Origin of the sequence: Chitinophaga eiseniae (assembly GCF_900167135.1) — a bacterium.
GTDB classification, from domain to species: Bacteria; Bacteroidota; Bacteroidia; order Chitinophagales; family Chitinophagaceae; genus Chitinophaga; species Chitinophaga eiseniae.
Map to the genome: position 1 here is coordinate 1,783,804 of NZ_FUWZ01000002.1, position 23,671 is coordinate 1,807,474.

General features: G+C 49.3%; 21 protein-coding genes. 17 read left to right on the plus strand and 4 right to left on the minus strand.

What is annotated here, in order from left to right:
- Positions 1 to 16: 16 nt before the first annotated feature.
- From B5D63_RS17035 to B5D63_RS17090, 12 genes are all read left to right on the plus strand, one after another.
- Positions 17 to 907 carry an NAD kinase gene (locus B5D63_RS17035; protein ID WP_078669973.1) on the plus strand — a complete coding sequence of 297 codons (891 nt, stop codon included), beginning with the start codon at positions 17 to 19 and terminating at the stop codon, positions 905 to 907.
- A gap of 170 nt (positions 908 to 1,077) precedes the next feature.
- Positions 1,078 to 1,944 (plus strand): type IX secretion system protein PorG, encoded by an 867-nt coding sequence (porG, locus tag B5D63_RS17040; RefSeq protein WP_078669974.1) that lies wholly within the window; start codon positions 1,078 to 1,080, stop codon positions 1,942 to 1,944.
- Positions 1,945 to 2,163: 219 nt separating this feature from the next.
- On the plus strand, positions 2,164 to 2,925 hold the full coding sequence (locus tag B5D63_RS17045; protein WP_078669975.1) for an isoprenyl transferase: 762 nt from the start codon (positions 2,164 to 2,166) through the stop codon (positions 2,923 to 2,925).
- On the plus strand, positions 2,906 to 5,653 hold the full coding sequence (locus B5D63_RS17050) for a BamA/OMP85 family outer membrane protein (RefSeq protein ID WP_078669976.1): 2,748 nt from the start codon (positions 2,906 to 2,908) through the stop codon (positions 5,651 to 5,653). Before B5D63_RS17045 ends, B5D63_RS17050 begins: the two co-directional genes overlap by 20 nt.
- A gap of 66 nt (positions 5,654 to 5,719) precedes the next feature.
- Complete coding sequence (locus B5D63_RS17055; protein WP_078669977.1) at positions 5,720 to 6,235, plus strand: OmpH/Skp family outer membrane protein; 516 nt, start codon at positions 5,720 to 5,722, stop codon at positions 6,233 to 6,235.
- A 60-nt stretch (positions 6,236 to 6,295) separates the two neighbouring features.
- Positions 6,296 to 6,805, plus strand: coding sequence for an OmpH/Skp family outer membrane protein (locus tag B5D63_RS17060; RefSeq protein ID WP_078669978.1), 510 nt, complete (start codon positions 6,296 to 6,298; stop codon positions 6,803 to 6,805).
- Positions 6,806 to 6,992: 187 nt separating this feature from the next.
- Positions 6,993 to 7,148 carry a 50S ribosomal protein L34 gene (gene rpmH / locus B5D63_RS17065; protein WP_012788729.1) on the plus strand — a complete coding sequence of 52 codons (156 nt, stop codon included), beginning with the start codon at positions 6,993 to 6,995 and terminating at the stop codon, positions 7,146 to 7,148.
- Positions 7,149 to 7,172: 24 nt separating this feature from the next.
- Entirely contained in the window at positions 7,173 to 7,559 is a 387-nt protein-coding gene (locus tag B5D63_RS17070) for a ribonuclease P protein component (protein WP_078669979.1), read from the plus strand.
- A gap of 90 nt (positions 7,560 to 7,649) precedes the next feature.
- The gene (gene yidD / locus B5D63_RS17075) at positions 7,650 to 7,871 is read left to right on the plus strand and encodes a membrane protein insertion efficiency factor YidD (RefSeq protein WP_078669980.1); all 222 of its coding nucleotides are present in this window, start codon (positions 7,650 to 7,652) and stop codon (positions 7,869 to 7,871) included.
- Between the two features lie 57 nt (positions 7,872 to 7,928).
- A complete protein-coding gene (locus tag B5D63_RS17080; RefSeq protein ID WP_078669981.1) occupies positions 7,929 to 9,605 on the plus strand; it encodes a S41 family peptidase in 1,677 nt (558 codons plus the stop codon).
- 145 nt (positions 9,606 to 9,750) lie between these two features.
- Positions 9,751 to 11,133, plus strand: a complete 1,383-nt coding sequence (locus tag B5D63_RS17085) for a Gfo/Idh/MocA family protein (RefSeq protein ID WP_078669982.1) — start codon at positions 9,751 to 9,753, stop codon at positions 11,131 to 11,133.
- A 20-nt stretch (positions 11,134 to 11,153) separates the two neighbouring features.
- Entirely contained in the window at positions 11,154 to 11,945 is a 792-nt protein-coding gene (locus B5D63_RS17090) for a 3-keto-disaccharide hydrolase (protein WP_078669983.1), read from the plus strand.
- Positions 11,946 to 12,017: 72 nt separating this feature from the next.
- Here B5D63_RS17090 and B5D63_RS17095 read toward each other — a convergent pair whose 3' ends face one another.
- Positions 12,018 to 12,626: a superoxide dismutase gene (locus tag B5D63_RS17095; RefSeq protein ID WP_078669984.1), complete on the minus strand. Its 609-nt coding sequence runs from the start codon at positions 12,624 to 12,626 to the stop codon at positions 12,018 to 12,020.
- A gap of 238 nt (positions 12,627 to 12,864) precedes the next feature.
- On the opposite strand from B5D63_RS17095, the gene B5D63_RS17100 reads away from it, so the two are divergent.
- The 3 genes from B5D63_RS17100 (at position 12,865) to B5D63_RS17110 (ending at position 15,202) form a co-directional block, all read left to right on the plus strand.
- Positions 12,865 to 13,569 (plus strand): LuxR C-terminal-related transcriptional regulator, encoded by a 705-nt coding sequence (locus B5D63_RS17100; RefSeq protein WP_078669985.1) that lies wholly within the window; start codon positions 12,865 to 12,867, stop codon positions 13,567 to 13,569.
- 296 nt (positions 13,570 to 13,865) lie between these two features.
- Entirely contained in the window at positions 13,866 to 14,075 is a 210-nt protein-coding gene (locus B5D63_RS17105; protein ID WP_078669986.1) for a hypothetical protein, read from the plus strand.
- A gap of 194 nt (positions 14,076 to 14,269) precedes the next feature.
- Positions 14,270 to 15,202, plus strand: coding sequence for an SPFH domain-containing protein (locus B5D63_RS17110; protein WP_078669987.1), 933 nt, complete (start codon positions 14,270 to 14,272; stop codon positions 15,200 to 15,202).
- Between the two features lie 67 nt (positions 15,203 to 15,269).
- Here the strand turns inward: B5D63_RS17110 and B5D63_RS17115 are convergent, their stop codons facing one another.
- Genes B5D63_RS17115 through ligA form a run of 3 tightly spaced genes read right to left on the minus strand, consistent with a single transcriptional unit; the run spans position 15,270 to position 18,532 of the window.
- Positions 15,270 to 15,941, minus strand: coding sequence for an acetyltransferase (locus B5D63_RS17115; protein ID WP_200817012.1), 672 nt, complete (start codon positions 15,939 to 15,941; stop codon positions 15,270 to 15,272).
- A gap of 40 nt (positions 15,942 to 15,981) precedes the next feature.
- Complete coding sequence (locus B5D63_RS17120; RefSeq protein WP_078669988.1) at positions 15,982 to 16,422, minus strand: nucleoside deaminase; 441 nt, start codon at positions 16,420 to 16,422, stop codon at positions 15,982 to 15,984.
- A 4-nt stretch (positions 16,423 to 16,426) separates the two neighbouring features.
- Positions 16,427 to 18,532 carry an NAD-dependent DNA ligase LigA gene (ligA, locus tag B5D63_RS17125; protein WP_078669989.1) on the minus strand — a complete coding sequence of 702 codons (2,106 nt, stop codon included), beginning with the start codon at positions 18,530 to 18,532 and terminating at the stop codon, positions 16,427 to 16,429.
- A 167-nt stretch (positions 18,533 to 18,699) separates the two neighbouring features.
- Between ligA and B5D63_RS17130 the strand changes: the two genes are divergently transcribed.
- Both B5D63_RS17130 and B5D63_RS17135 read left to right on the plus strand, forming a co-directional pair.
- The gene (locus tag B5D63_RS17130; protein ID WP_078669990.1) at positions 18,700 to 19,419 is read left to right on the plus strand and encodes an NUDIX hydrolase; all 720 of its coding nucleotides are present in this window, start codon (positions 18,700 to 18,702) and stop codon (positions 19,417 to 19,419) included.
- 833 nt (positions 19,420 to 20,252) lie between these two features.
- A complete protein-coding gene (locus B5D63_RS17135; RefSeq protein WP_078669991.1) occupies positions 20,253 to 23,648 on the plus strand; it encodes a methylmalonyl-CoA mutase family protein in 3,396 nt (1,131 codons plus the stop codon).
- Positions 23,649 to 23,671: the final 23 nt, after the last annotated feature.

The following is a 23,671-nucleotide window of genomic DNA, read 5'->3' on the forward strand; positions in this document are numbered from 1 at the left end:
TAATTCGTAATTTAATATGCAGGTTGCTCTTTATAGCAGGGGATTTATTTCAGAAGACATAGCCAATATCCGGTTGTTGCTGGATGAATTGCAACGCGCGGAGATTTCCGCTACTTTTTACGAACCGTTTTACCGCATCCTGGTACAGTATATTCCTTTTGAGAAGGACCCTGCCCTGTTTTCCTGCGCGGAAGACCTGCCGGGGAAAATAGATTTCCTGATGAGCCTCGGCGGCGACGGCACCCTGCTGGACACCGTTTGTTACGTCCGGGACACCAATATCCCTGTTATCGGGATCAATTTCGGCCGGCTGGGTTTTCTGGCCAGTATCGGCAAGGATGAGATCCATGCCCTCGTACAGGCCCTGCTGGACCGTACGTACATGGTAGACCAGCGGTCGCTCATCCACCTCGACGCCAACATACCGTTGTTTGGCGATATTCCATATGCATTAAATGAATTTACCATACATAAGAAGGATACTTCCGCAATGGTGAAGATCCATACTTACCTGAACGGCGAGTTTCTGAACACCTACTGGGCGGACGGGCTGATCGTGTCCACGCCGACAGGGTCTACCGGCTACTCGCTGAGCTGCGGCGGCCCGATCGTGTTCCCGGACGCCGGAAATTTTGTGATCACCCCGGTGGCGCCGCACAACCTCAACGTGCGCCCGATCATCGTTCCCAATGAAAGCGTTATCTCCTTTGAAGTGGAAGGCCGGAGCGACCAGTTCCTGTGTACGCTGGACAGCCGCATGGAAACCATCGACAGCTCGGTGCAGCTGGCCGTCAAAAAAGAAAAGTTCAAAATCAGCCTGTTACGGCTCGATGAAAGTAATTTCCTGCATACCCTGCGTAACAAACTGCTCTGGGGCATCGATGCCCGGAACCGGATCAAAATATGAGTACCGGATATAATATTTGTTAAATATATTCCTACATTTACAAATGTATTGCCTGCTGATTGTAAGTTCAGTTATGCCTGTGAAGGAGGTTGATAAGGAAGCTGTTAGCATAAATGATCCGTCACACATTAAATAAATCCGGCATTATTGCGTTTAAGTAGAACTGATTTATGCTGAAACCTTTTTTATATCCTAAAAACTTCGTGCTATCGTTCCTGTTGGCGGCGGCCTCTTTGCTGGCCGGCGAGGCGAGGGCGCAAAATGAACTGGAATATGTGGGGGAGCTGGGAATATCGGTCGGAGGAGCGCAGTATTTCGGGGATTTGAACACCAGGGGGGCCTTGAATACCATTAAGCCGGCGGTCGGCATTTACTATCGTAAATACCTGAATGAGTACGTGGGGGTACGGGCCCATGGCCGTTTTATGCAATTAGGCTATTCAGACGCATATAATAAAAATGAATTTGAACGTCGCAGGAACCTCAGTTTTAATACGGATGTATTTGAGCTGGCCCTGCAGGGCGATTTTAATTTTTTCAAGTTTGAACCGGGCACCCTGGACCATCGTTTTTCCCCGTATTTGTCCGGCGGCGCCAGTATTTTCCATTTTAACCCTTACGCTTACCTGGACGGGGTTAAATATAAATTACAGCCCCTGCGTACGGAAGGGCAGGGAACGGCCCTGTATCCCGACCGGAAGCCCTACAGCCTCGTTTCTTACGCCTTCGTGATCGGCGGCGGCTTTAAGTATAATATTTCAAAAAAAGTGAATGTGGGTCTGGAAGCGTTGTACCGGTTTACGCAGACGGACTATCTCGATGATGTAAGTACCACTTACGCCGGACCGGGAGCATTTCCGGCATTGGCCGGCGACAAAGCCAGTGTAGCCTACCTGTTGCAGGACCGGTCATACGCCACCGGTGAGCGTTTGGGCGTTACCGGGCGTCAGCGGGGCAACAGCCGCGACAAGGACCAGTTCCTGACCATAGAGCTCACGATTAGTATATTGTTCACCTCTTACAACTGTAAATTTTAATTTACGGTTAATATACTTTCTACAGGCCGGCATTTCTTGCCTCCGGATGGCCCGGTTCTACCGCCGAAAATCCTGAAATCCCCGCTGGTATTGATTTCGCTGTTAAAACTACGTTAAAACAAGGGGGCAAGCTTTGCTAAAAAAGTCATTGCTCTATTTTTGTATCTTTGCACACTTTTAGTGAATCTGTATAAACTGATATAATACGCCTGACACAAAATGAGCTTGAAGGATAAATTAGACTTACAACGGTTACCCCGCCACATCGCCATTATCATGGACGGTAACGGCCGTTGGGCTAAGGAGCGTGGACAAGACAGGCTGTATGGGCATCACGAAGGCGTGGAAAGTGTGCGCAATATCGTTGAAACCTGTGCAGAACTTGGAATAGGCTACCTGACCCTGTATGCTTTCTCTACTGAAAACTGGGACCGCCCCGTTTACGAGGTGAACGGCATAATGGAATTGCTGGTGAATACTATCCGTAAGGAGGTAGGTACCTTATCCAAAAACAATATCAGGCTGAGTGTCATCGGCGACATGAGCATGCTGCCCCCCCAGGCCCAACAGGAAATGGAAGAGGCTATTGCGCTGACCAGCCACAATACCGGCCTCAATCTTATCATGGCCCTCAGCTACAGTGCCCGTTGGGAAATCGTGAATGCTGCCCAGAAAATCGCTCTGGATGTGAAAAAGGGAACCCTCGACCCGGCTTCCGTAACGCCGGAGGTATGGGAAAAATATCTCTGTACCGCAGGATTGCCCGACCCGGAATTAATGATCCGTACCAGTGGTGAATGCCGGATCAGCAATTTCCTGCTATATCAACTGGCTTACGCGGAACTGTACTTTACAGATACCCGCTGGCCGGACTTCCGCAATGAACATCTTTACCAAGCCATCTTAAACTATCAAACCAGAGAACGGCGCTTTGGCAAAACAAGCGAACAAATTCAGCAGAATGAAGAAATTATTTCCTAAGGGCCTTCTGGCTATAGCATTATGTTGCAGTGCAGGCATACGTGTATCCGCTCAACAGAAAGATACCGTGCCTCCCGCGCAGCCTCCCGCTAATCTGCCGGCAATTATGGCTAATCCGCAACAGTATGAAATTGCCGATATCACCGTTGCTGGGACCCAATACCTGGATAAAGCATTACTGCTGTCTCTCTCCGGCCTCAGTGTAGGCGATAAGGTGGTGTACCCCGGCGGAGACCAGTTCACCAAAGCTATCCAAAGCCTCTGGTCCCAGCGTCTCTTCGCTGACGTTACCATCTACGTCACCAAAATCGAGGATGGCAAGATCTGGCTGGAAATCGGCCTGACGGAAATGCCCCGTATGAACAGCTTTCAGTTCAAAGGCATCAAAAAAACAGAAGCTGACGACATCGCCACCAAAGCCGGCCTCCGTAAAGGTACCGTGGTTACCCCGGCGCTTAAACAAAACGTAATCGGCGTTGTACATAAATTTTACGCTGACAAGGGCTTCGGCAACGCCACTGTAAGAACAGAAGAAAGAAGGGACAGCAACCAGGTAAACTCCATGGGGCTCGTTTTCCTGGTAAATAAAGGCAACAAGGTACGTATCGACAATATCAACTTTGTTGGCAACTACAACATCCCCGATTCCAAACTCAAAAAGAGAATGAAAGGGACCAAGGAGCGCACCCGCTTCACCCTGCACCCCGATACCAGGCAGGTGTATGTGGACTCCCTGGCACAGCCGGACGACTTCTGGAAAACCTACGGTTTCCTGCAGCCCACCCGCGCACTCGATAAGCTGGACCCTTACTTCCGCTTCAAACTGTTCAGCTCCGCCAAATTCAACGAAACCAAGTACATCGAAGATAAAAGCAAAGTGGTGAGCTACTATAACTCCAAGGGTTACAGGGACGCGCTCATTCTCAAAGACACCACCTATAAATCCAATGCCAGCAACCTGAATATCGACCTGGCCGTTTCTGAAGGTAAAAAATACTACTTCGGCGACATTACCTGGAAAGGCAACACCCGCTATTCCGACTCCGTACTGACCCGTATCCTGGGCATCAAAAAAGGAGACGTGTATAATCTGGAACTGCTGGAAAAAAGGCTGGGTAAACAAATGTCCCAGGAAGGCGGCGACATCACCGGCTACTACATGGACTATGGTTACCTCTTCTTCCAGATCGACCCCGTGGAAATCGGTATCCGTGGCGATACCATCGACTACGAGATCCGTTTACGCGAAGGTCCGCAGGCTACCATCAAAGAAGTACGCATCGCAGGCAACGAAAAAACCAATGAACACGTTATCCGCCGTGAACTGCGTACCATCCCGGGAGAAAAGTTCAGCCGCGCTGACCTGATCCGTTCCAACCGTGAAATTGCCAACCTTGGCTTCTTCAACCCGGAAAAGATCGGTATGAACCCCGTGCCCAATGTGGCCGATGGTACCGTGGACATCGACTATACCGTAGAGGAAAAAGCCAATGACCAACTGGAACTGTCTGCCGGCTGGGGTGGTTACATCGGTCTGACCGGTACGCTGGGGGTAACCTTCAACAATTTCTCCCTGCGTAATATCTTCCGTAAGGAAACATGGGACCCGCTGCCCAGCGGCGATGGTCAGAAACTCTCTGTCCGCGTGTCTTCCAACGGTAAAGCATACCGCTCTTACAACTTCTCCTTTACAGAACCCTGGCTGGGCGGTAAAAAACGTAACCAGTTCTCCGTTAGCTTCTACAGCAGCTACCAGAACCCTTACGCTTACAGTAACTACTACGCAAACATCTATAACCAGAACGCCACTACTACCGATGGCCACTTTAAGGTAATGGGTGCTTCCGTATCGCTCGGCAAGCAGCTGAAATGGCCGGATGACTTCTTCACGCTGATCTACTCTGTCAACTACCAGCAGTATAAGCTGAAGAACTATAACTACTTCGGTATCGCCGGTTTTGACAATGGCACTTCCAATAACCTTAACCTGAAGTTCACCCTGGCGCGTTCTTCTGTAGACCAGCAGATCTTCCCGCGCAGTGGTTCCAACTTCATGCTGTCTGCCCAGTATACGCCGCCGTATTCAGTGTTCAACCCGAACAAAGACTATACGAAAGAGCCTATCTCCAAACAGTTTAATTTTATCGAGTACCAGAAATACCGCTTCAACGCAGAATGGTATGTGCCGTTGAGCCGCCCGATGGGTAGCGATAACAAGACTTTCGTATTGAAAGTGGCTGCCAAATTCGGTTATATCTCCCGGTACAACAACCGTACAACGTTGTCTCCGTTCGGCCGCTTTGAGCTGGGTGGCGATGGTTTGAGCAACTTTGCCATCTATGACCGTGATATCATCTCCCAGAGAGGTTATCCGGTGTATTATACCTCTGATCCGAGTGTAAACCCGGAAAGCGGTCAGCCGATAGATTACCGCGGATTCACTGTATTCAACAAGTATGTGATGGAGCTGCGTTATCCGTTCAGCCTGAACCCCAGTTCCACCATTTTCGGCCTGGCGTTCATCGAGGCAGCCAACGGTTACCGCGACATGCAGGATTACAATCCTTTCCGCCTGCGTCGCTCTGCTGGTATAGGTATGCGCTTCTATCTGCCGATGTTTGGATTGCTTGGATTTGATTATGGTATAGGATTTGACCGTATCAAGTCCGGCGGTGGCCTGAAGGATGCGGCTAAGTTTACCTTCATGCTCGGCTTTGAACCAGAATAATTGTGAAATAAATTTATATATTGCAAAGATTAACCGGTGTTCCGGAAGCCAAAAATCTATAGTAGCATGAAGAAAATATTTATTACAGCGGCCCTGGTGGTGGCCATGGCAGGTGCAGCCAATGCACAGCGCTATTGTGTGATAGATACCAAATATATCCTGGAGAGCATCCCTGAATACAAGGACTCCCAGAAAAAACTGGATGCAGTGGCGGAACAATGGCAGAAAGAGATTGACGCCAAGTTCCAGGAAGTGGATAAAATGTACAAGTCTTACCAGGCGGAGCAGGTGATGCTCACAGAAGAGCTGAAACGCAAGCGGGAAGACGAGATCGTGGCAAAGGAGAAGGAAGCCAAGGACCTGCAGAAGAAACGTTTCGGATATGAAGGGGACCTGTTTAAAAAGCGGGAGGAGTTGGTAAAGCCGATCCAGGACAAGATCTACAATGCTGTTCAGAAGCTTTCTGCCAGCAGGATGTACGACTTCGTACTGGACAAGGCCGGCGGCACCACCGTTATTTTCTCAGATCCTAAACTGGATAAAAGCGAGGAAATACTGAAATCGCTGGGCGTAAAGAAATAATCACTTGTACCTATTTTTTAACTAATAAGTATTAAAATTTTTTTAAACACAGACAACATCATGAAGAAGTTCGTAATTATTGCTTTCGTGGCAGTTACCGGTTTGTTCAGCGTGAATGCAATGGCCCAGTCCAAAGTAGCACATATCAATGCGCAAGCGCTCGTAGGTAGCATGCCTGAAGCCAAAAAAGCAGAGACTGATCTCCAGACTTATGCACAAAGCCTGGAAGCTGAGGGCAAAACAATGGTGGACGAGTACACTAAAAAAGTAAAAGAATTCGACGAGAAAGCGGCCAGCATGACCGACAATATGAAAGAAATCAAAGGCCGTGAAATCCAGGACGCACAGAAACGCATCCAGGATTACCGCGAAAGAGCTGAACAACAGGTACAGCAGAAACAACAGGACCTGCTGAAACCGATCTACGATAAAGCCCGCAAAGCGATCGAAGATGTTGCCAAAGAAAAAGGTTACGGTTATGTAATCGACAGCTCCGCTGGCCTGCTGCTGGTGTCTCCTTCCGCTGACGACCTGCTGCCTGCAGTAAAAGCTAAACTCGGTATCAAATAATTAACTTCGTTAATATAAGAGATGGAATATGGCAGATGCTGTATTCCATTTTTTATTCCGGAAGCAGGTATTTTGCGATTTATTTTACTTTTTGAATTATTTCTGCTACCTTTGCCTTCCGTTTTAAAAATAGTGTCTCCGAAAGGGGAATCTTTTAGTATAGTACAGGTAAAAACATAAAAAAGAAATGAAACGTACTTTTCAACCGCATAACAGACGCAGAAAGAGCGTTCACGGCTTCAGAAAGAGAATGGAAACTGCCAACGGCCGTAAGGTATTGGCTTCCCGCAGAGCTAAAGGTCGTAAGAAGCTGACTGTTTCTGACGAGCGTAAGCTGAAATAATCCAGTAGCTAAATACTATTTGCCATAAAAACTTATTCTTTTACAAAAGAGGAGAGGTTAAAGAGCAGAAAACTTATTGAAACGCTTTTTCGTGAAGGAAAAGCGTTTTCTGTTTTCCCGTTCCGTGTCGTTTACCTGCCCGTGAAGGAGCTGCCGGTAAACAAATATCCGGTGCAGGTAGGCTTTAGCGCCTCCTCCCGGCGTTTTCCCCATGCGGTAGACCGTAACCGTATTAAAAGGCTTTCCCGTGAAGCCTGGCGCCTCCAGAAGCAGGGACTGTATGATCACCTGCGCGCCGAATCCCGCCAACTAGCCGTTTTCCTCGTCTACACCGATAAAAAAATAGCGGATTTTTCTACCCTTCACCACAAAATTTCGGTAATTTTAGAGAAATTGAAAAATAGCTACTAGCCTGTTGCTGTTAGCTTTTAGGGAATGCTGGGAAAGTTGTTTTACTAAAAGCCTACACCCCGGCAGGCTATGGCCTAAAAGCGATGTTATATGAAGCGCTGGTTAAGTTACCCGTTTATCTTCCTGATTAAAGTATATCAGTGGCTGATCTCTCCGCTGCTGGGCGCCAAATGCCGCTATACGCCCACCTGCTCCCAATACGGACTGGAGGCGTTCCGGAAATACGGCGTTTTTAAAGGAGGCTATCTGACGATAAAGCGTATCTTGTCGTGCCACCCCTGGGGAGGGCACGGTTACGATCCGGTTCCCTGATAGCGCCGTATCCACCCGCCAACGATCACCCATCATTCATCTTATACCCTCTTTTGCATGCGTGCATTTTTGAATAAAAGGAAAAAGTTGCTGGCAGCCCTGCTGTTGCTGGTCACCGCCGGTGGCCTCTTCGCCTATAACGAAAGCGACCGTTACTTCCAGATCGCCAAAAACCTCGATATCTTCGCCGCCTTTTACCGCGAGCTGAACACCTACTATGTAGATGACCTGCCGCCGGAAAAAGTGATGCACAGGGGCATTGAGGCTATCCTGGAAGAAACAGACCCCTTCACCGATTTTGTGACCGAAGAAAACCTGGACGATCTGAAGTTCATGGCAACAGGCAAATACGGCGGGGTAGGAGCCTCTATCAACAAAAACGGGGAATGGACGGCCATCACCGACGTGTATGAAGGCAGCCCGATGGACAAGGCCGGTGTAAAACCCGGTGATATCATCGTTACCATGGATGGTAAATCCGTGAAAGACACCCCCCAGGAAGAGATCAGCAAGCTGCTGAAAGGCGCTCCCGGCACTTCGCTGGACATCCTCTTCCGGAACCCGGTAAGTGGTAAGGAAACTCCTAAAAAGATCATCCGCGAAGAGATCAATGTAAAGCCTGTCAGCTACTCCGGCCTGGTAGGAAAAGATGTGGCCTATATCCGGATGACACAGTTCACCGAAAACAGCGGCGCCATGGTACGCAATGCCTTCCAGCAGCTGAAACAAGCCAATCCCGGCCTCAAAGGCGTGATAGTGGACCTGCGCGGTAATCCCGGCGGTCTGCTGGATGAGGCGGTGGTAGTGTCCAACATCTTCGTGGAAAAAAACAAACTTATTGTCAGCACCAAAGGCAAAGTGAAAAACTGGGACCGTAATTACGAAACTTCAGAGGCGCCGCTGGACACCCATATTCCGTTGGCAGTACTGACCAACCATTCCTCCGCTTCGGCCGCGGAAATCGTGGCAGGGGCTGTACAGGACCTCGACAGGGGCCTGGTGATCGGACAGCGCTCTTACGGCAAGGGGCTGGTGCAAACCACCCGTCAGCTGCCTTATAATACCAAACTGAAAGTCACTACCGCTAAATACTATACGCCCAGTGGCCGCTGCATACAGGCGATCGACTACTCCCACCGCGCCGATGATGGCAGCGTGGACTATGTGCCGGATTCCCTGAAGAAGACGTTCCGTACGGTGAACGGCCGCACGGTAAAAGATGGCGGCGGTATCGAACCGGATACCCTCGTACCTCCAACCTATATCAGCCAGGTGTCTGCCACCCTGCTGCGCAAGCAGTTTATCTTCGACTACGCTACCAGCTATTATTACAGCCACCCCAGGATAGCGCCGGCCGCCGATTTTGCGCTGACAGACGAGGAGTTCGCCGATTTTGAACGTTATCTCGACAACAAAGACTACAGCTATAAGACCCGCAGTGAAGACGCGCTGGAGAATTTTAAGAACACCGCCAGGCGCGAGAAGTACTACGACGCCGTGTCTAAAGAGCTGGAGCAGCTGGAGCAAAAGATGAAACATGATAAGAAGCAGGACCTGCTGAAAAATAAAACCGAGATCAAACGCCTGCTGGAAGAGGAAATTACCAACCGGTATTATTCGCAGCATGGCCGCATCGCCAAATCACTGGCATGGGACCGTGAGGTAAATACCGCAGCAGCCATGCTTCGCGACCCGGTCGTATACAAACAGGCGCTTAGCACCAGCCGCAAGTAAATGCACAGCCCCCGATATTACTGCAAAGCCTGCTTCCCTTGTCGGGAGCAGGCTTTCGTATTTCTAAAATTATGATTTCCCATTTATTGTTTTTATTTTAACAAACGCATTCATCAATTTCTTCCATTAAAGTAAAAAGATATTCATGCCAGTAAATTCCAACGAAAGCTCACGCCGGCATTTTATCAGCAAATTCGCAAAAGGTGTGGTGGGGGCCTCTTTATTGCCTAGCATCATTACAGCAGCTGACAGAAAACGGAACGTTGAATCACTCTCACGACTAAACGAAAAGTACAGTGCCAATGACCAGATCCAGGTGGCATTGATTGGCGCCGGCGGTATGGGCACCGCAGACGCCAACACCGCGATCACCGTGCCCGGTGTGAAGCTGGTAGCGGCCTGCGACCTGTATGACGGACGCCTGGCGGACGCCAAAAAGAAATGGGGCAATGATATTTTCACTACCCGCAACTACAATGAAATTCTTGACCGTAAAGATATTGACGCGGTAATCATTGCAGTGCCGGACTTCTGGCATAAGGAGATTTCCGTGGCAGCGATGAACAAAGGCAAATCTGTTTATTGCGAAAAGCCGATGGTGCACGACGTCAGCGAAGGCCCTGCCGTAGTGGACGCGCAGAAAAGAAACAGCAAAGTGGTGTACCAGGTAGGCAGCCAGGGCATGAGCTCACTGGGCAATGAAAAAGCCCGTCAACTGCTGAAAGACGGTGCTATCGGTAAACTGAACTACGCAGAAGGCTTCTGGGCGCGTATGTCGCCAACGGGCGCGTGGCAGTACCCGATCCCGGCAGATGCTTCCACTAAAACGGTGGACTGGGACGCATACCTCAAAAATGCACCGAAACGTGCCTTTGATCCGCTGCGTTTCTTCCGCTGGCGTAATTACAAAGACTATGGCACCGGCGTTTCCGGCGACCTGTTCGTACACCTGTTCTCCAGTCTTCACCTGGTGACCGGCTCTATCGGTCCCAATAAAGTAATGGCTACCGGTGGCCTGCGCTACTGGAAAGACGGCCGTGAAGTACCCGATATTATGCTGGGCATGTTCGACTACCCGGAAACAGCTATCCATCCGGCGTTTAACCTGTCACTTCGGGTGAACTTCGTGGACGGTACCGGTGGTACCAACTACCTGCGTATGGTGGGCAGCGAAGGCTCTATGACCGTAGAATGGGACCGTGTAACGCTGTACCGCAACAAGGTGGCGGTAGACGAGAACGATCCGCTGGCAGCCGCTAACGCCGCTGCTGACGCTGCCAAATCGTATACCTATCACCGTGCGGAAATGCTGTCGCCGGACAAGATGATATACGAAGCTGACAAAGGCTATAAAGGCGCGCATTTTGATCACTTCTATAACCTGTTCAATGCCATGCGTACCGGGGGTAAAGTAGCGGAAGATCCGTTGTTCGGTTTCCGTGCAGCCGCACCGGCGTTACTGTGTAACGAAAGTTATTTCAACAATAAGATCATTCAGTGGGACCCACAGAACCTGAAAGTTGTATAATCCATAAAAACGTGAACCATATGAAGAAGTTTTTAGTACCTGCCTTGTCCGTGATGGCTGTCACTGTGATGTCGTGCGGCGGAGGCGCTACCAAAGAAGCAAAAGATTCAACAATCGTAACGGATTCGGTGACTACCATCCCTGCTGCTACAGCAGTAGACACCACGGCGATGACGGCGCTCAGCGAAGCCGATAAAGCTGCAGGCTGGCAATTGCTGTTCAACGGTACCAGCAAAGATGGCTGGCGCGGTTACAAAAACAAACCCACCGAACCATGGGTAGTGGAAAACGGTGTCCTGCACTGCCTGGGCAGCACCACCGATAAAAGCGATAAACGCGGCGACCTGATCACTGACAAAGAATACGAAAACTTTGAGCTGACAGCCGACTGGAAGCTGGCGGCCAAAGGTAACAGCGGTATCCTGTACATGGTGACCGAAGAATTTGACGCACCCTACCTGAGCGGACCGGAGTATCAGATCATTGATGATAATAACTTCCCGGAGAAGCTGGAAGACTGGCAGAAAACCGGCGCCAACTATGCCATGAATCCTCCGCTGGTAGCTGCATCCAATCCAATCGGACAGTGGAATACCACCCGGATCGTTGTTAACAAAGGACATGTGGAGCATTGGCTGAATGGTCAGAAAACGGCTGAATATGACCTCGGCTCAGAAGAATGGAAGAAACATAAAGCCGAAGGCAAATGGAAAGACGCCAAAGGCTACGGTATGTCTAAAAAAGGCCACATTGCGTTGCAGGACCATGGCAGCGAAATCTGGTTCAAGAATATCAAGATCAAAGAACTGTAACAGGTTGTACCTGCTATAAAAAACAAACCCCGCCATCATGTGGCGGGGTTTGTTTTTATAGGAGCTAATACCTTATTTGGCAGCAGCCTCGTATCTTTTGTTGATAGCGTTCCAGTCCACCACGTTCCAGAAGGCGTTCAGGTATTCCGGACGACGGTTTTGGTATTTCAGGTAGTAAGCATGTTCCCACACGTCCACGCCGAGGATGGGAGTGCCTTTTACTTCAGCAACGTCCATCAGCGGGTTGTCCTGGTTAGGAGTGGAAGATACTTCCAGTTTGCCGTCTTTTACGATCAGCCATGCCCAGCCGGAACCGAAGCGGGTAGCGCCTGCAGTGTTGAATTTTTCTTTGAAGGCGTCGAAAGAACCGAAGGTGCTGTTGATCGCTTCAGCCAGTTTGCCGGTAGGCTGGCCACCTGCGTTAGGTGCGAGGCTGGTCCAGAAGAAGCTGTGGTTCCAGTGACCACCGCCGTTGTTTCTTACTGCAGGGCTGATTTTTCCAGCATTTGCCACCAGTTCTTCCAGTGATTTGTTCTCGTTTTCAGTGCCGGCAATCGCTTTGTTCAGATTGTCAACATATGCCTGATGATGCTTACCATGGTGAATTTCCATTGTCAATTTATCAATATGCGGCTCTAACGCGTCTGTAGCGTAGGGTAAGCTCGGGAGTGTAAATGCCATAACTCGTGTTTTTATTGGGTTTGAAAATATTATTTACTGATAGTCGCCAAATTTACTGCCAATCCGTTAAAAATCAATTTCATTTTTCAATTACTAAATTAGGCCCCGTTCAATGCTATGTCATATGGAAAATTATTTTATATTTACATATACTCGGTTTAAAAGGACGTAACATCAGACATGTTTTTTCGTATGTGCCTGACAGTTGTTTACCTATTGTTTGTTTAAAACGTATAGTATGCATACAGGCTCGGACTTAGGGCAAAACCTTTCCCTCACTGCCTTACAAAAGGAAAATGAGCAGTTAAAAGATCGTCATCTGTGGTTGGAGAGCATTGTCAACAGTGTACCTGCCATGCTTTATTGTTATGACAATAACAACAAAACCATCACCTGGTGCAACCATTATCTGGCGGCGGCCTTTGGTTATACGCCTGCGGAGATGACCGGCCTCGGCATGGACTTCTTCAGGCACATTATGCATCCCGATGATTTTAAGATGGCGGTGGTGGCCCAGCAATCATTCATAGACAATAAAAGCCACTTTGGCGGGGTGGCCCGTATCCGTAAGAAAGGGGATACAGACTACCGCTGGCTGCTGGGCATGGAAGTGCCCTTTACCTGGGACACGCAGGGGAGGGTGAAAGAAATCATCTGCGCTTTCCTCGACCTCACCAATGCCATTGATACCAACGCCCAGCTGACGGTGGCGCTTAGTGAAATACTGCGCCGGCAGAATGAGAACCTGTTAAATAAACTCACCCCCCGTGAAAAAGATGTGCTGGGACTGGCTGTACAGGGGCTCAATAACAAGGAGATTGCCAATTCTTTAAACCTAAGCCGTTATACTGTTGAAACACACCGGAAAAACATCCGGTTGAAGCTGAAGGTCCGCAATACGACGGAGCTGGTGGCCATCGCCCGGAAAATTGGTTTTCAATGAATAACAATTAGTTAAAATAGTATTAGTTATTTGCGTTTTTACATCGGTTTTTTTGCACCCTCAAAATAAACAGCCTGGCATGAAAAATATATTAATAAATTGTATATTGTTGATTTTCAACTACTGCGACTGCAAAAACTGCGAAAAATTTTTTGCTAAATCTTGCTAAATTTTCATAAAAATACCCAAGCTTGGGTATTTGCTTGCTTTTGTATCTCCACTAATTTAGTGTATTAAAAAGAAGTATGTTTTTTAAACATCCGGACATGATTATTGGCTGAAATACCCCTATCACTATGATAACCGAGGAAAGAGCATTTGATATCTTACAACTGGAACAAACTGCCACCGCAGAGGAAATCGTCGAGCGCTATGAAGATCTGAAAGATCAGTACAGAAAGATCAAGGACGAGACGGAGGACCTGCGGACCCGGCTGGCCTACCAGCTGAAACAAATTGAACTGGACGATGTGTTCATCTATTTCAGAAGAAAACAAAGGATCTAATTAACTCAGCTTTTTATAATATTCATTCATTGTCTTTTTAAGCTCAGTTTTCATCCATTGTTTGTCTTCATACAAACACCCTCAAAATGTACCTGCTTTCAGCTTGCCGGTATTCCCTTGCCCTTCCTGTACATTGCGTTTTATTTGATTATATTTAGGGCATTAAACCCGACCCTAAACAAAAAACACGCATTATGAATGTATTTCTGATCATCCTGGGAGTGCTGGCGCTGATAGTGATCTTGTCCTCTTTTGTGACCGTACAGCAGGGGAATGTAGCTGTGACCACTATTTTCGGCAAGTATAACCGGATGTTGTTCCCCGGACTGAACTGGAAAATACCCCTGATTGAAAAAGTATTTAAGAAAATTTCTATTCAGAACAGATCTGTCGAGCTGGAATTTCAGGCCATTACTGTAGACCAGGCCAACGTTTATTTTAAAGCGATGCTACTGTATTCCGTATGGAACCAGGAAGAAGAAACCCTGAAAAACGTAGCGTTCAAATTTATGGACGAGAGAAGTTTTATGCAGGCGCTGGTACGTACCATTGAAGGTTCCATCCGTGGTTTTGTGGCCACCAAACGACAGGCGGAAGTGCTGGGGCTTCGTAAAGACATCACGGAGCATGTAAAAGAGCAGATCGACAAAACCCTGGAAGAGTGGGGCTTTCATCTGCTGGACCTGCAGATGAACGATATTACTTTTGATGAAGTGATCATGAAGTCCATGGCCCAGGTAGTGGCTTCCAACAACCTGAAAGCTGCTGCTGAAAACGAAGGCCAGGCGCTGCTGATCACCAAAACAAAGGCCGCCGAGGCCGACGGTAACGCCATCAAAATCGCTGCGGAAGCAGAACGCCAGGCGGCGCAGCTGCGTGGTATGGGCGTGGCGCTGTTCCGTGAGGAAGTGGCCAAAGGTATGACCACAGCCGCCAAAGAAATGCAGCAGGCTAACCTCGATACTTCCGTGATCCTTTTCTCCATGTGGACAGAAGCGATCAAGAACTTTGCAGAGAACTCCAAAGGCAACGTTATCTTCCTCGATGGTTCTTCTGAAGGGATGGACCAGACCATGAAGCAGATGATGGCGATGAATAAGCTGATGCAGACCAAAATGGAAAAATAGAAACCGCTTGATACACAAAGGCGCCCGGCAGTATTTACCGCCGGGCGCCTTTTATTTTGAATATTATTTACAGGTACTTATCACCTGCTTTACGTTCACCCATTTTGCGGGCAGGCACGCCGTACCAGATGCTGTAGGCTTCCACCGGCTTCAGTACTACGGCGCCGGCGCCGATAATGCTCTGTTCACCGATGCTGATGCCATGTTTTACCACTGCGCCGATACTGATCGCCGTGTAGGCGCCGATCGTCACATTGCCACCCGTAACCACCCGTGGGGCAACACTGGAATAATCGTCCATACGGTTGTCATGTTCTATGCAGGCAGCTGTATTGATGATACAGTGATGGCCAAGGGTGGCATTGGTATTGATCACAGCGTTGGCCGCAATGACATTGCCATGGCCAATATGGGCCGTATCAGATATCACGGCGGAAGGATGTATCGCATTGACAAACTCAAAAGAAGGCACGACGGCTTGTACTTTCGCAGCCACCTGGCTTCGCACCCAGTTATCGCCAATGCCTACAATTCCACCTGTTATCTGGTGTTCCGCCATGAGGGCAGGAAGGTCCTGTTCTCCACCGAGAACAGACAGATGTCCGAAACGTATGGTTCCTTTTTCCGCGAAGCTGTCAATAAACCCTGCTACCCTGTAGCCGGACATTTGCGAAAGAATATCTGCTACGACCCTGCCATGGCCGGAAGAGCCGATGACAACGATGTTTTTTATGTGCATAAATTCCGGTCTCTTAATAAAATCAGTTTCAATAATATGGTTAGCGTCTTTGCTCGAAAAAGGTTTTCATTAGTTGCAAACTCTCTTCTTCACAGGGTCCGGCTTCCAGCTTTGTTTTCGGATGGAAGGGCGACCGTTCGCCGGTGGCCCGCCGGTAGCTGTTTTTATCGTCTGCCGCCGCATAAACGATGCGGCCTATTTTACTCCAGTACAGAGCGCCGGCACACATCAGGCACGGCTCTACGGTAACGTACAGGGTGGCTTCCATGAGGTACTTGCTGCCCAGTGTGTTAAACGCCGCGGTGAGCGCGATCATTTCCGCATGGGCGGTACAATCGTTCAACCGCTCCACCTGGTTGTGACCGCGTCCGATCACCTGGTTGTTCAGTACTACCACGGCGCCGATGGGCACTTCTCCGTCTTCAAAAGCTTTATGCGCTTCTTTCAGCGCCTGCTTCATATAAAAAGTATCGTCAATCATAATCCTATTTAATCATCTCCAGGAACTCATCTTCTGTGATAATCCTGATGGTGTTGATCTTCTTCGCTTTTTCCAGTTTGCTGCCGGCATCTTCTCCTACCACGAGATAGTTGAGCTTGCTGCTTACGCCACTCATGATTTTACCGCCCTGTTGTTCTACCATTTCTTCCGCGTCGCTGCGTTTCAGCTTGTGCAGGGTACCGGTAAAGAGGAAGGTTTGGTCTGCGAGGTTGCCGCCGGTATGACGTTCGCTCTTGGTGTTGGTCATATTGATGCCCAGCGACGCCAGTTTCTCCAGCATATGGATATTGTCGTCGTTGGTGAAGAACACGCGGATAGCGCCCGCAACTTTAGGGCCGATATCTTCCAGCGCCAGTATTTGTTCTTCTGTCCAGTGACGAAGGTCCATGATGTTGGTGACGGCGTTGGCCAATGTTTTGGCGGTTGTTTCGCCGACGTAACGGATGCCCAGGCCGAAGATGAGACGATGCAGGGGCTGAGCTTTGGACTGTTCAATCGCCGTTTGCAGGTTGCTGAGTGATTTTTTGCCGAAGCCCTCCATGGCGCCGATTTTTTCAAAGTCCAGTTCATAGATGCCGGGGATATCTTTCATGAGGCCCTGTGCATAGAACTTGCGGACGTTGCTTTCGCCAAAGCTTTTGATGTCCATGGCGTCTTTGCTCACAAAGTGGATCATCCGTTCCACTACCTGCGCTTCACAGTTGATGTTGGTGCAGCGCCAAACGCTTTCTCCTTCCGGTTTTACGAGTTGGTCACTGCAAACGGGGCACACGGTAGGGAATACAATATCCTTTTCTTCCCCGGTACGGAGGTCGGCCACGGACTTAACAATATAGGGGATCACGTCGCCGGCTCTTTCTACCAGCACCATATCGCCCAGTTTCAGATCTTTTTCCCGGATCACATCTTCATTGAACAGGGAGATGGAAGATACCGTTACGCCACCGATGTGCACAGGATCGATTTTGGCTACCGGGGTAATGGAGCCGGTACGGCCTACCTGGAATTCCACGGCGCGCAGGCGGCTGGTAGCCTGGCGGGCTTTAAATTTATAAGCGATGGCCCAGCGGGGGTGATGGGTAGTCATACCCAGTTTGTCCTGCAGGGCATAATCATTTACTTTGATCACCATACCGTCGATTTCGTACGGGAGGTTGTCGCGCTCTGTTTCAAACTGAAGACAGTAGTCGATCACAGCCTGTACGCCTTTCACCACCTTTTTCTCTTTGGCAGGGCTCCGAAAACCGAGGGTGGACAACAGGTCGAGGGTGCCGCTGTGTGTTTTGATGGCGTCCGGTTCTTCCTGGCCGGCTTCCATGGTATGAAAGCTCATATGATAAAGAAAGGCTTCCAGTCCGCGTTTGGCCACTTCGTTAGGGTCTACCATGCGCAGGGAGCCGGAGGCGGCGTTGCGTGGATTGGCCAGTGGTGGCTGGTTTTCGGCGATACGTTTATCGTTGAATGCCTTGAAGGTATTTTTATTGATCAGTACTTCCCCCCGTATTTCTATCTGGTGGATACCATATTTGGAAAAGCTGGCTGACAGCGGAATGGAGCGTATCTGGCGGATATTGGTGGTGATATCTTCTCCGGCAATACCATCGCCGCGGGTAGCGCCCCTGGTGAGCCGGTCGTTTTCATAAATGAGAGAGATGCTGGCGCCGTCGAACTTGGGCTCGATACAGTATTCTATTTCCTGCAATCCGCTGGCCTCGCGGGCTTTGCGGTCCCAGTCGATAAGATCGTCCGCATTGTAGGAGTTTTCGAGGCTCAGCATGGGCACAAGGTGTTGTACCGTTACAAACTCTTTGGTGAGGCCTTTGGCCACGCGCTGGGTAGGGGAATCGGGACTGATGAGGTCCGGGCGTTCCTGCTCCAGTTTTTTGAGCCAGGTAAAGAGCTGGTCATACTCATAGTCGCTGAGCACAGGATCACTTTGTACATAATAGCGCCAGTCATTGTAGGAAATGACGCGGCGCAATGCCTCCAGGGTTTCGTCAATGGAATGCAGCAACGTTTGTTGCTGCTGATGCTTCAGCAGGTCTTTGGCCAGCTGTGCCAGGGTTATTTCTATTTCCTTTGTGTACATATAGCTTGATACTGAGCTGTAAAAATAAACTTATCTTTCCGCTTCCCTAAACCAAAGCAAAAAAATCCGGTCTTTTTTGCTTTTAATGTCCCTTTTTTTTCTTTCATTTGGATTATAAATGCCTTACCGCGAGGTTTAAGACGATAACTGTAATTCCACGTATTTTTATGATGTCTATGTACACCAAAAACATCAATACTCACCTTGTTGAGATCAAGAGTTATTTCAAAGTTGCCATATCGGTAGATTGTGTCATTTTCGGATTTAACGGAAATGAGCTGAAAGTACTGCTGATTGAGTCTGACCTGAAAGAATATAAAGGGAAATGGTCGCTGCTGGGAGACATCGTGCGGCCGGACGAAGAGCTGGACGAAGCGGCCTATCGGGTATTGAAGGCGCGTACCGGGCTGGATGACCTGTATATGGAGCAGGTGCAAACGTTCGGGGCGATCAACCGCCATCCTGCCGGCCGCGTGATAACCGTGGCGTATTATTCGCTGGTGAACATCGAACATGTGGAACTTAAAAAGCATAATAACGACCTGCACTGGCATGCTATCAAAGACCTGCAGAACATGGCTTTCGACCATAAGCAGATACTGGATACCTGTCATGAGCGGCTGAAACAGCAGGTGATGGTACAGCCTATCGGTTTTAACCTGCTCCCTAAAAAGTTCTCCCTGCGGGAACTGCAGAACCTCTATGAAGCTATCCTGGACGTAGAACTGGACCGCCGTAATTTCAGAAAGAAGTTTCTGTCTATGGACCTGCTGATGGACCTCAATGAGGAGGAGGAAGATGTACCGCACCGTCCGGCCAAGCTTTACAAGTTTAATTTTGATAAATACGACCAGCGCAAAAAACGTTATCTCGGGATCGGATTTTGATTTCGATATTTTAATATTTTAATATTTTGATATTTTGATATTTTGATATTTTGATATTTGGTTATTGGGGTATTGGTTATTTAGCAGGCCTTTTAAGGAATTTCTATTCCAAAACACAGTAATTAAATGACCCAATAATCAAATAATACTTTTTTAGCCCTCCGGGCTCTCCCCCGCTCGAATTCCTGTTAATATAAATGTTGATGAAATCCTTTACCATGAAGGATTAGACGCGCTATGCCCTATGGTGCGGACATTTGAACTTATTTCTCCATAAAACAGAAAAAAAAGTTTGTTTTTAACAAAAATTTAAGTAAGATTGTGTAAAATATACACACCCTGCACAATGGCTATTGGCAGGGGTATGATGAAAACCAGCGTTTAGATCGTATTTGCACGTTTTGCCATTTGAGTCGGGGTTTAGAAATTTTCCATTTATCAAGTATGCCAGAAAGAAATCAATACAGTATTTATCAATAGTTTGATTTTATAGTTCCACGTTATGAAACAAGAAGGCCGCTAAGCACTTTTGCGAGTGTCTTATTTTCTACGCTTTCCCTTGTACAGTCGTTTGTACAGGGGAAAGTTGTTTTAGGGAAAAACTAACCCTTCCCGGGTATGCTTAAATAATTTGCAACAGGAATCTTTTTCCGTTTGATCTCTTCTAAACCCCTGTTAGTCCTGTATTTCAGGCAGTTTTTCCGTAACTTGCATTGCTCGCAAAGCAGGTAAGAAAGCAAAGACACAAAGATTGTTGTATAAGATTTTATTGTGTTGTGTTCTTTGCGTTCCTCGCTCTCTTGTTTGCTTTGCGTGAAAAAAAAGAATCTCATATGTCATATACACCACAACATAAGGTCCGTATCGTAACTGCAGCAGCATTGTTCGACGGGCATGACGCCGCTATCAATATCATGCGGCGTATCATGCAGGCCAAAGGCGCCGAAGTGATCCACCTGGGGCATAACCGTTCTGCTGCGGAGATAGTAGACTGTGCGGTCCAGGAAGACGCGCAGGGAATAGCCATCACCTCCTACCAGGGCGGGCACGTGGAATTTTTTAAATACATGTATGACCTGCTGCAGGAGAAAGACTGCGGCCATATTAAAATCTTCGGCGGCGGCGGCGGCACCATCCTGCCTGCGGAAATCGAAGAACTGCACGCTTACGGCATAGCCCGGCTTTATTCTCCGGATGACGGTCGTCAGATGGGCCTTGAAGGCATGATCGAAGACCTGATCCGCCAGTGCGATACGGCCGTCACCCCGCTAAGCAGCGGCAGTAGTGTGGAAGACATCCCGCAGCTGAAAAAAAGCAAAAACCCGAAAATCATCGCCCGGGCGATCAGCCTCGCGGAAAACGACCTGCCGGTAGCGCTGCTGAGCGGCGTTAAAGCGCACAAAGCCGTGACCGTAGATGCAGACGCAGGCACACATATTACCAGCACACCGGACAGTACCTCCCCGGTACTGGGCATCACCGGCACCGGCGGCGCGGGTAAAAGCAGCGTGACGGATGAGCTGGTACGCCGTTACCTCACGCATTTTTCCGATAAAACAGTGGCCGTCATCTCGGTAGACCCCTCCAAGAAAAAGACGGGCGGCGCCCTGCTGGGCGACCGTATCCGGATGAACGCCATCCACCATCCGCGGGCTTATATGCGCTCCCTCGCCACCCGCGAAAGCGATAAAGCCATCAGCGAACATATCCAGGAAGCCATCGACATCTGCAAGCTGGCAGGGTTCGACTTTATCATCCTCGAAACATCCGGTATCGGTCAGAGCGACACCGCCATCACCGACTACTGCGACGTGTCCCTCTACGTGATGACGCCCGAGTACGGCGCCGCCTCCCAGCTGGAGAAAATCAACATGCTGGACTACGCCGATGTGATCGCCATCAACAAGTTCGATAAAGCCGGCGCCCTCGACGCCCTGCACGATGTACGCAAACAATATAAACGTAACCACACCCTGTGGACGGCGAAAGACGAAGAACTGCCGGTAGTAGGCTCCATTGCCTCCCAGTTCAACGATGCAGGCATCAATCTCCTCTTTGAAAGAGTGATGGAAAAAGTAGTGGAGAAAACCGGCGCCCCCTTCGGCCCCATGGCCCATGAAAGCCTGAAGTCCACCACCACCAAATCCCAGATCATTCCACCGGCAAGGGTGCGTTACCTGGCAGAAATCAGCGAAGCTATCGCCGACTACAGCAAATGGGTGGATGAACAATGTAAGATTGCCACACAGCTCTACCAGATAGCAGGCGTCATCAATATAGACGCTTCCAAAGCGCCGCTGCTGGCCGATATACAAACCAAACTCACTGAGGCGCTGCATCCGGAATGCAAAAAACTGGTGGACGAATGGCCGGCATTGCTGAAAAAATATGCCGCCGATAACTATGAATTCCAGGTAAGGGATAAAGTGATCAAATTACCACTGTTCACCGAAAGCCTTAGCCATAGCCGTATCCCGAAGGTCAGTCTGCCTAAGTACAACGACTGGGGCGATATCCTGCGGTGGCAGCTCACTGAAAACCTGCCGGGAGAGTTCCCTTATGCAGCTGGTGTATTCCCGCTCAAACGGGAAGGAGAAGATCCTACCCGTATGTTTGCCGGGGAAGGCGGCCCGGAAAGGACCAACAAACGTTTCCACTACGTATCGCTCGATCAGCCGGCAAAACGCCTGTCTACCGCGTTCGACAGCGTGACGCTCTATGGGGAAGATCCGGCGGTCCGCCCGGACATCTACGGAAAAATCGGTAACTCCGGCGTAAGCATCGCCACCGTAGACGACGCCAAAAAACTGTACAGCGGCTTTGATCTCTGTGATCCGAAAACATCGGTGTCCATGACGATCAACGGCCCGGCGCCGATCCTCCTGGCTTTCTTCATGAACGCTGCTATCGACCAGCAGTGCGAAAAATATATCCGCGAAAACGGCCTGACAGAACAGGTACAGGCTACCATCCGCGAGAAATTCAAAGATCACCCGCTGCCACACTACAACGGCGACCTGCCGGCAGGCAACGACGGTCTCGGCCTCCATCTGCTCGGTATCTCCGGTGAAGAAGTGCTGCCCCGCGAGGTGTATGAGAAAATCCGCGCCCACGCGCTCAGCACCGTACGCGGTACCGTTCAGGCAGACATCCTGAAAGAAGACCAGGCGCAAAACACCTGTATCTTCTCCACAGAATTCGCCCTGAAACTCATGGGCGACGTGCAGGAATATTTCATCACGCAGAAAGTCCGCAACTTTTATTCTGTCAGCATTTCAGGCTACCACATCGCCGAAGCCGGCGCTAATCCCATCACCCAGCTGGCCTTCACGCTGGCCAACGGTTTCACCTATGTGGAATACTACCTGAGCCGCGGCATGCATATCGACGACTTTGCGCCTAACCTGTCTTTCTTCTTCAGTAACGGCATGGACCCCGAATATGCAGTGATAGGCCGCGTGGCGCGCCGCATCTGGGCCAAGGCCATCAAATACAAATACAAAGGCAACGACCGCTCCCAGAAGCTGAAATACCATATCCAGACTTCCGGCAGAAGCCTTCACGCGCAGGAGATAGACTTCAACGATATCCGTACCACGCTGCAGGCGCTGTATGCTATCTACGACAACTGTAACTCCCTCCATACCAACGCCTACGATGAGGCTATCACCACGCCCACAGAAGAAAGCGTGAGAAGGGCCATGGCCATACAGCTTATCATCAACCGCGAACTGGGTACCGCGAAAAACGAAAACCCGGTACAGGGCTCTTTCTTCATCGAAGAACTGACCGATCTCGTGGAAGAAGCCGTGCTGGCTGAATTTGAGCGTATCACCGAACGCGGTGGCGTACTCGGCGCCATGGAGAGGATGTACCAGCGGAATAAAATCCAGGAAGAAAGCCTGTACTACGAATCTCTGAAACATACCGGCGAATACCCGATCGTAGGGGTGAACACCTTCCTGAATAAAAATGGTTCGCCTACCATCATTCCCGCAGAGGTGATCCGCTCTACCACAGAAGAGAAAGACTTCCAGATCAAAACACTGGACGCCTTCCGTCACCGCCATCAGCATAAAAGCGCCGCTGCGCTGAAACAGCTGCAACAGGTGGCCGTCAATAACGGCAACCTTTTCGCTGAACTGATGAACACGGTGAAACACTGCTCCCTCGGCGAGATTACCCATGCATTATATGAAGTGGGAGGCCAGTACCGCCGAAACATGTAACTATGATGTCCATGATTTTTGCT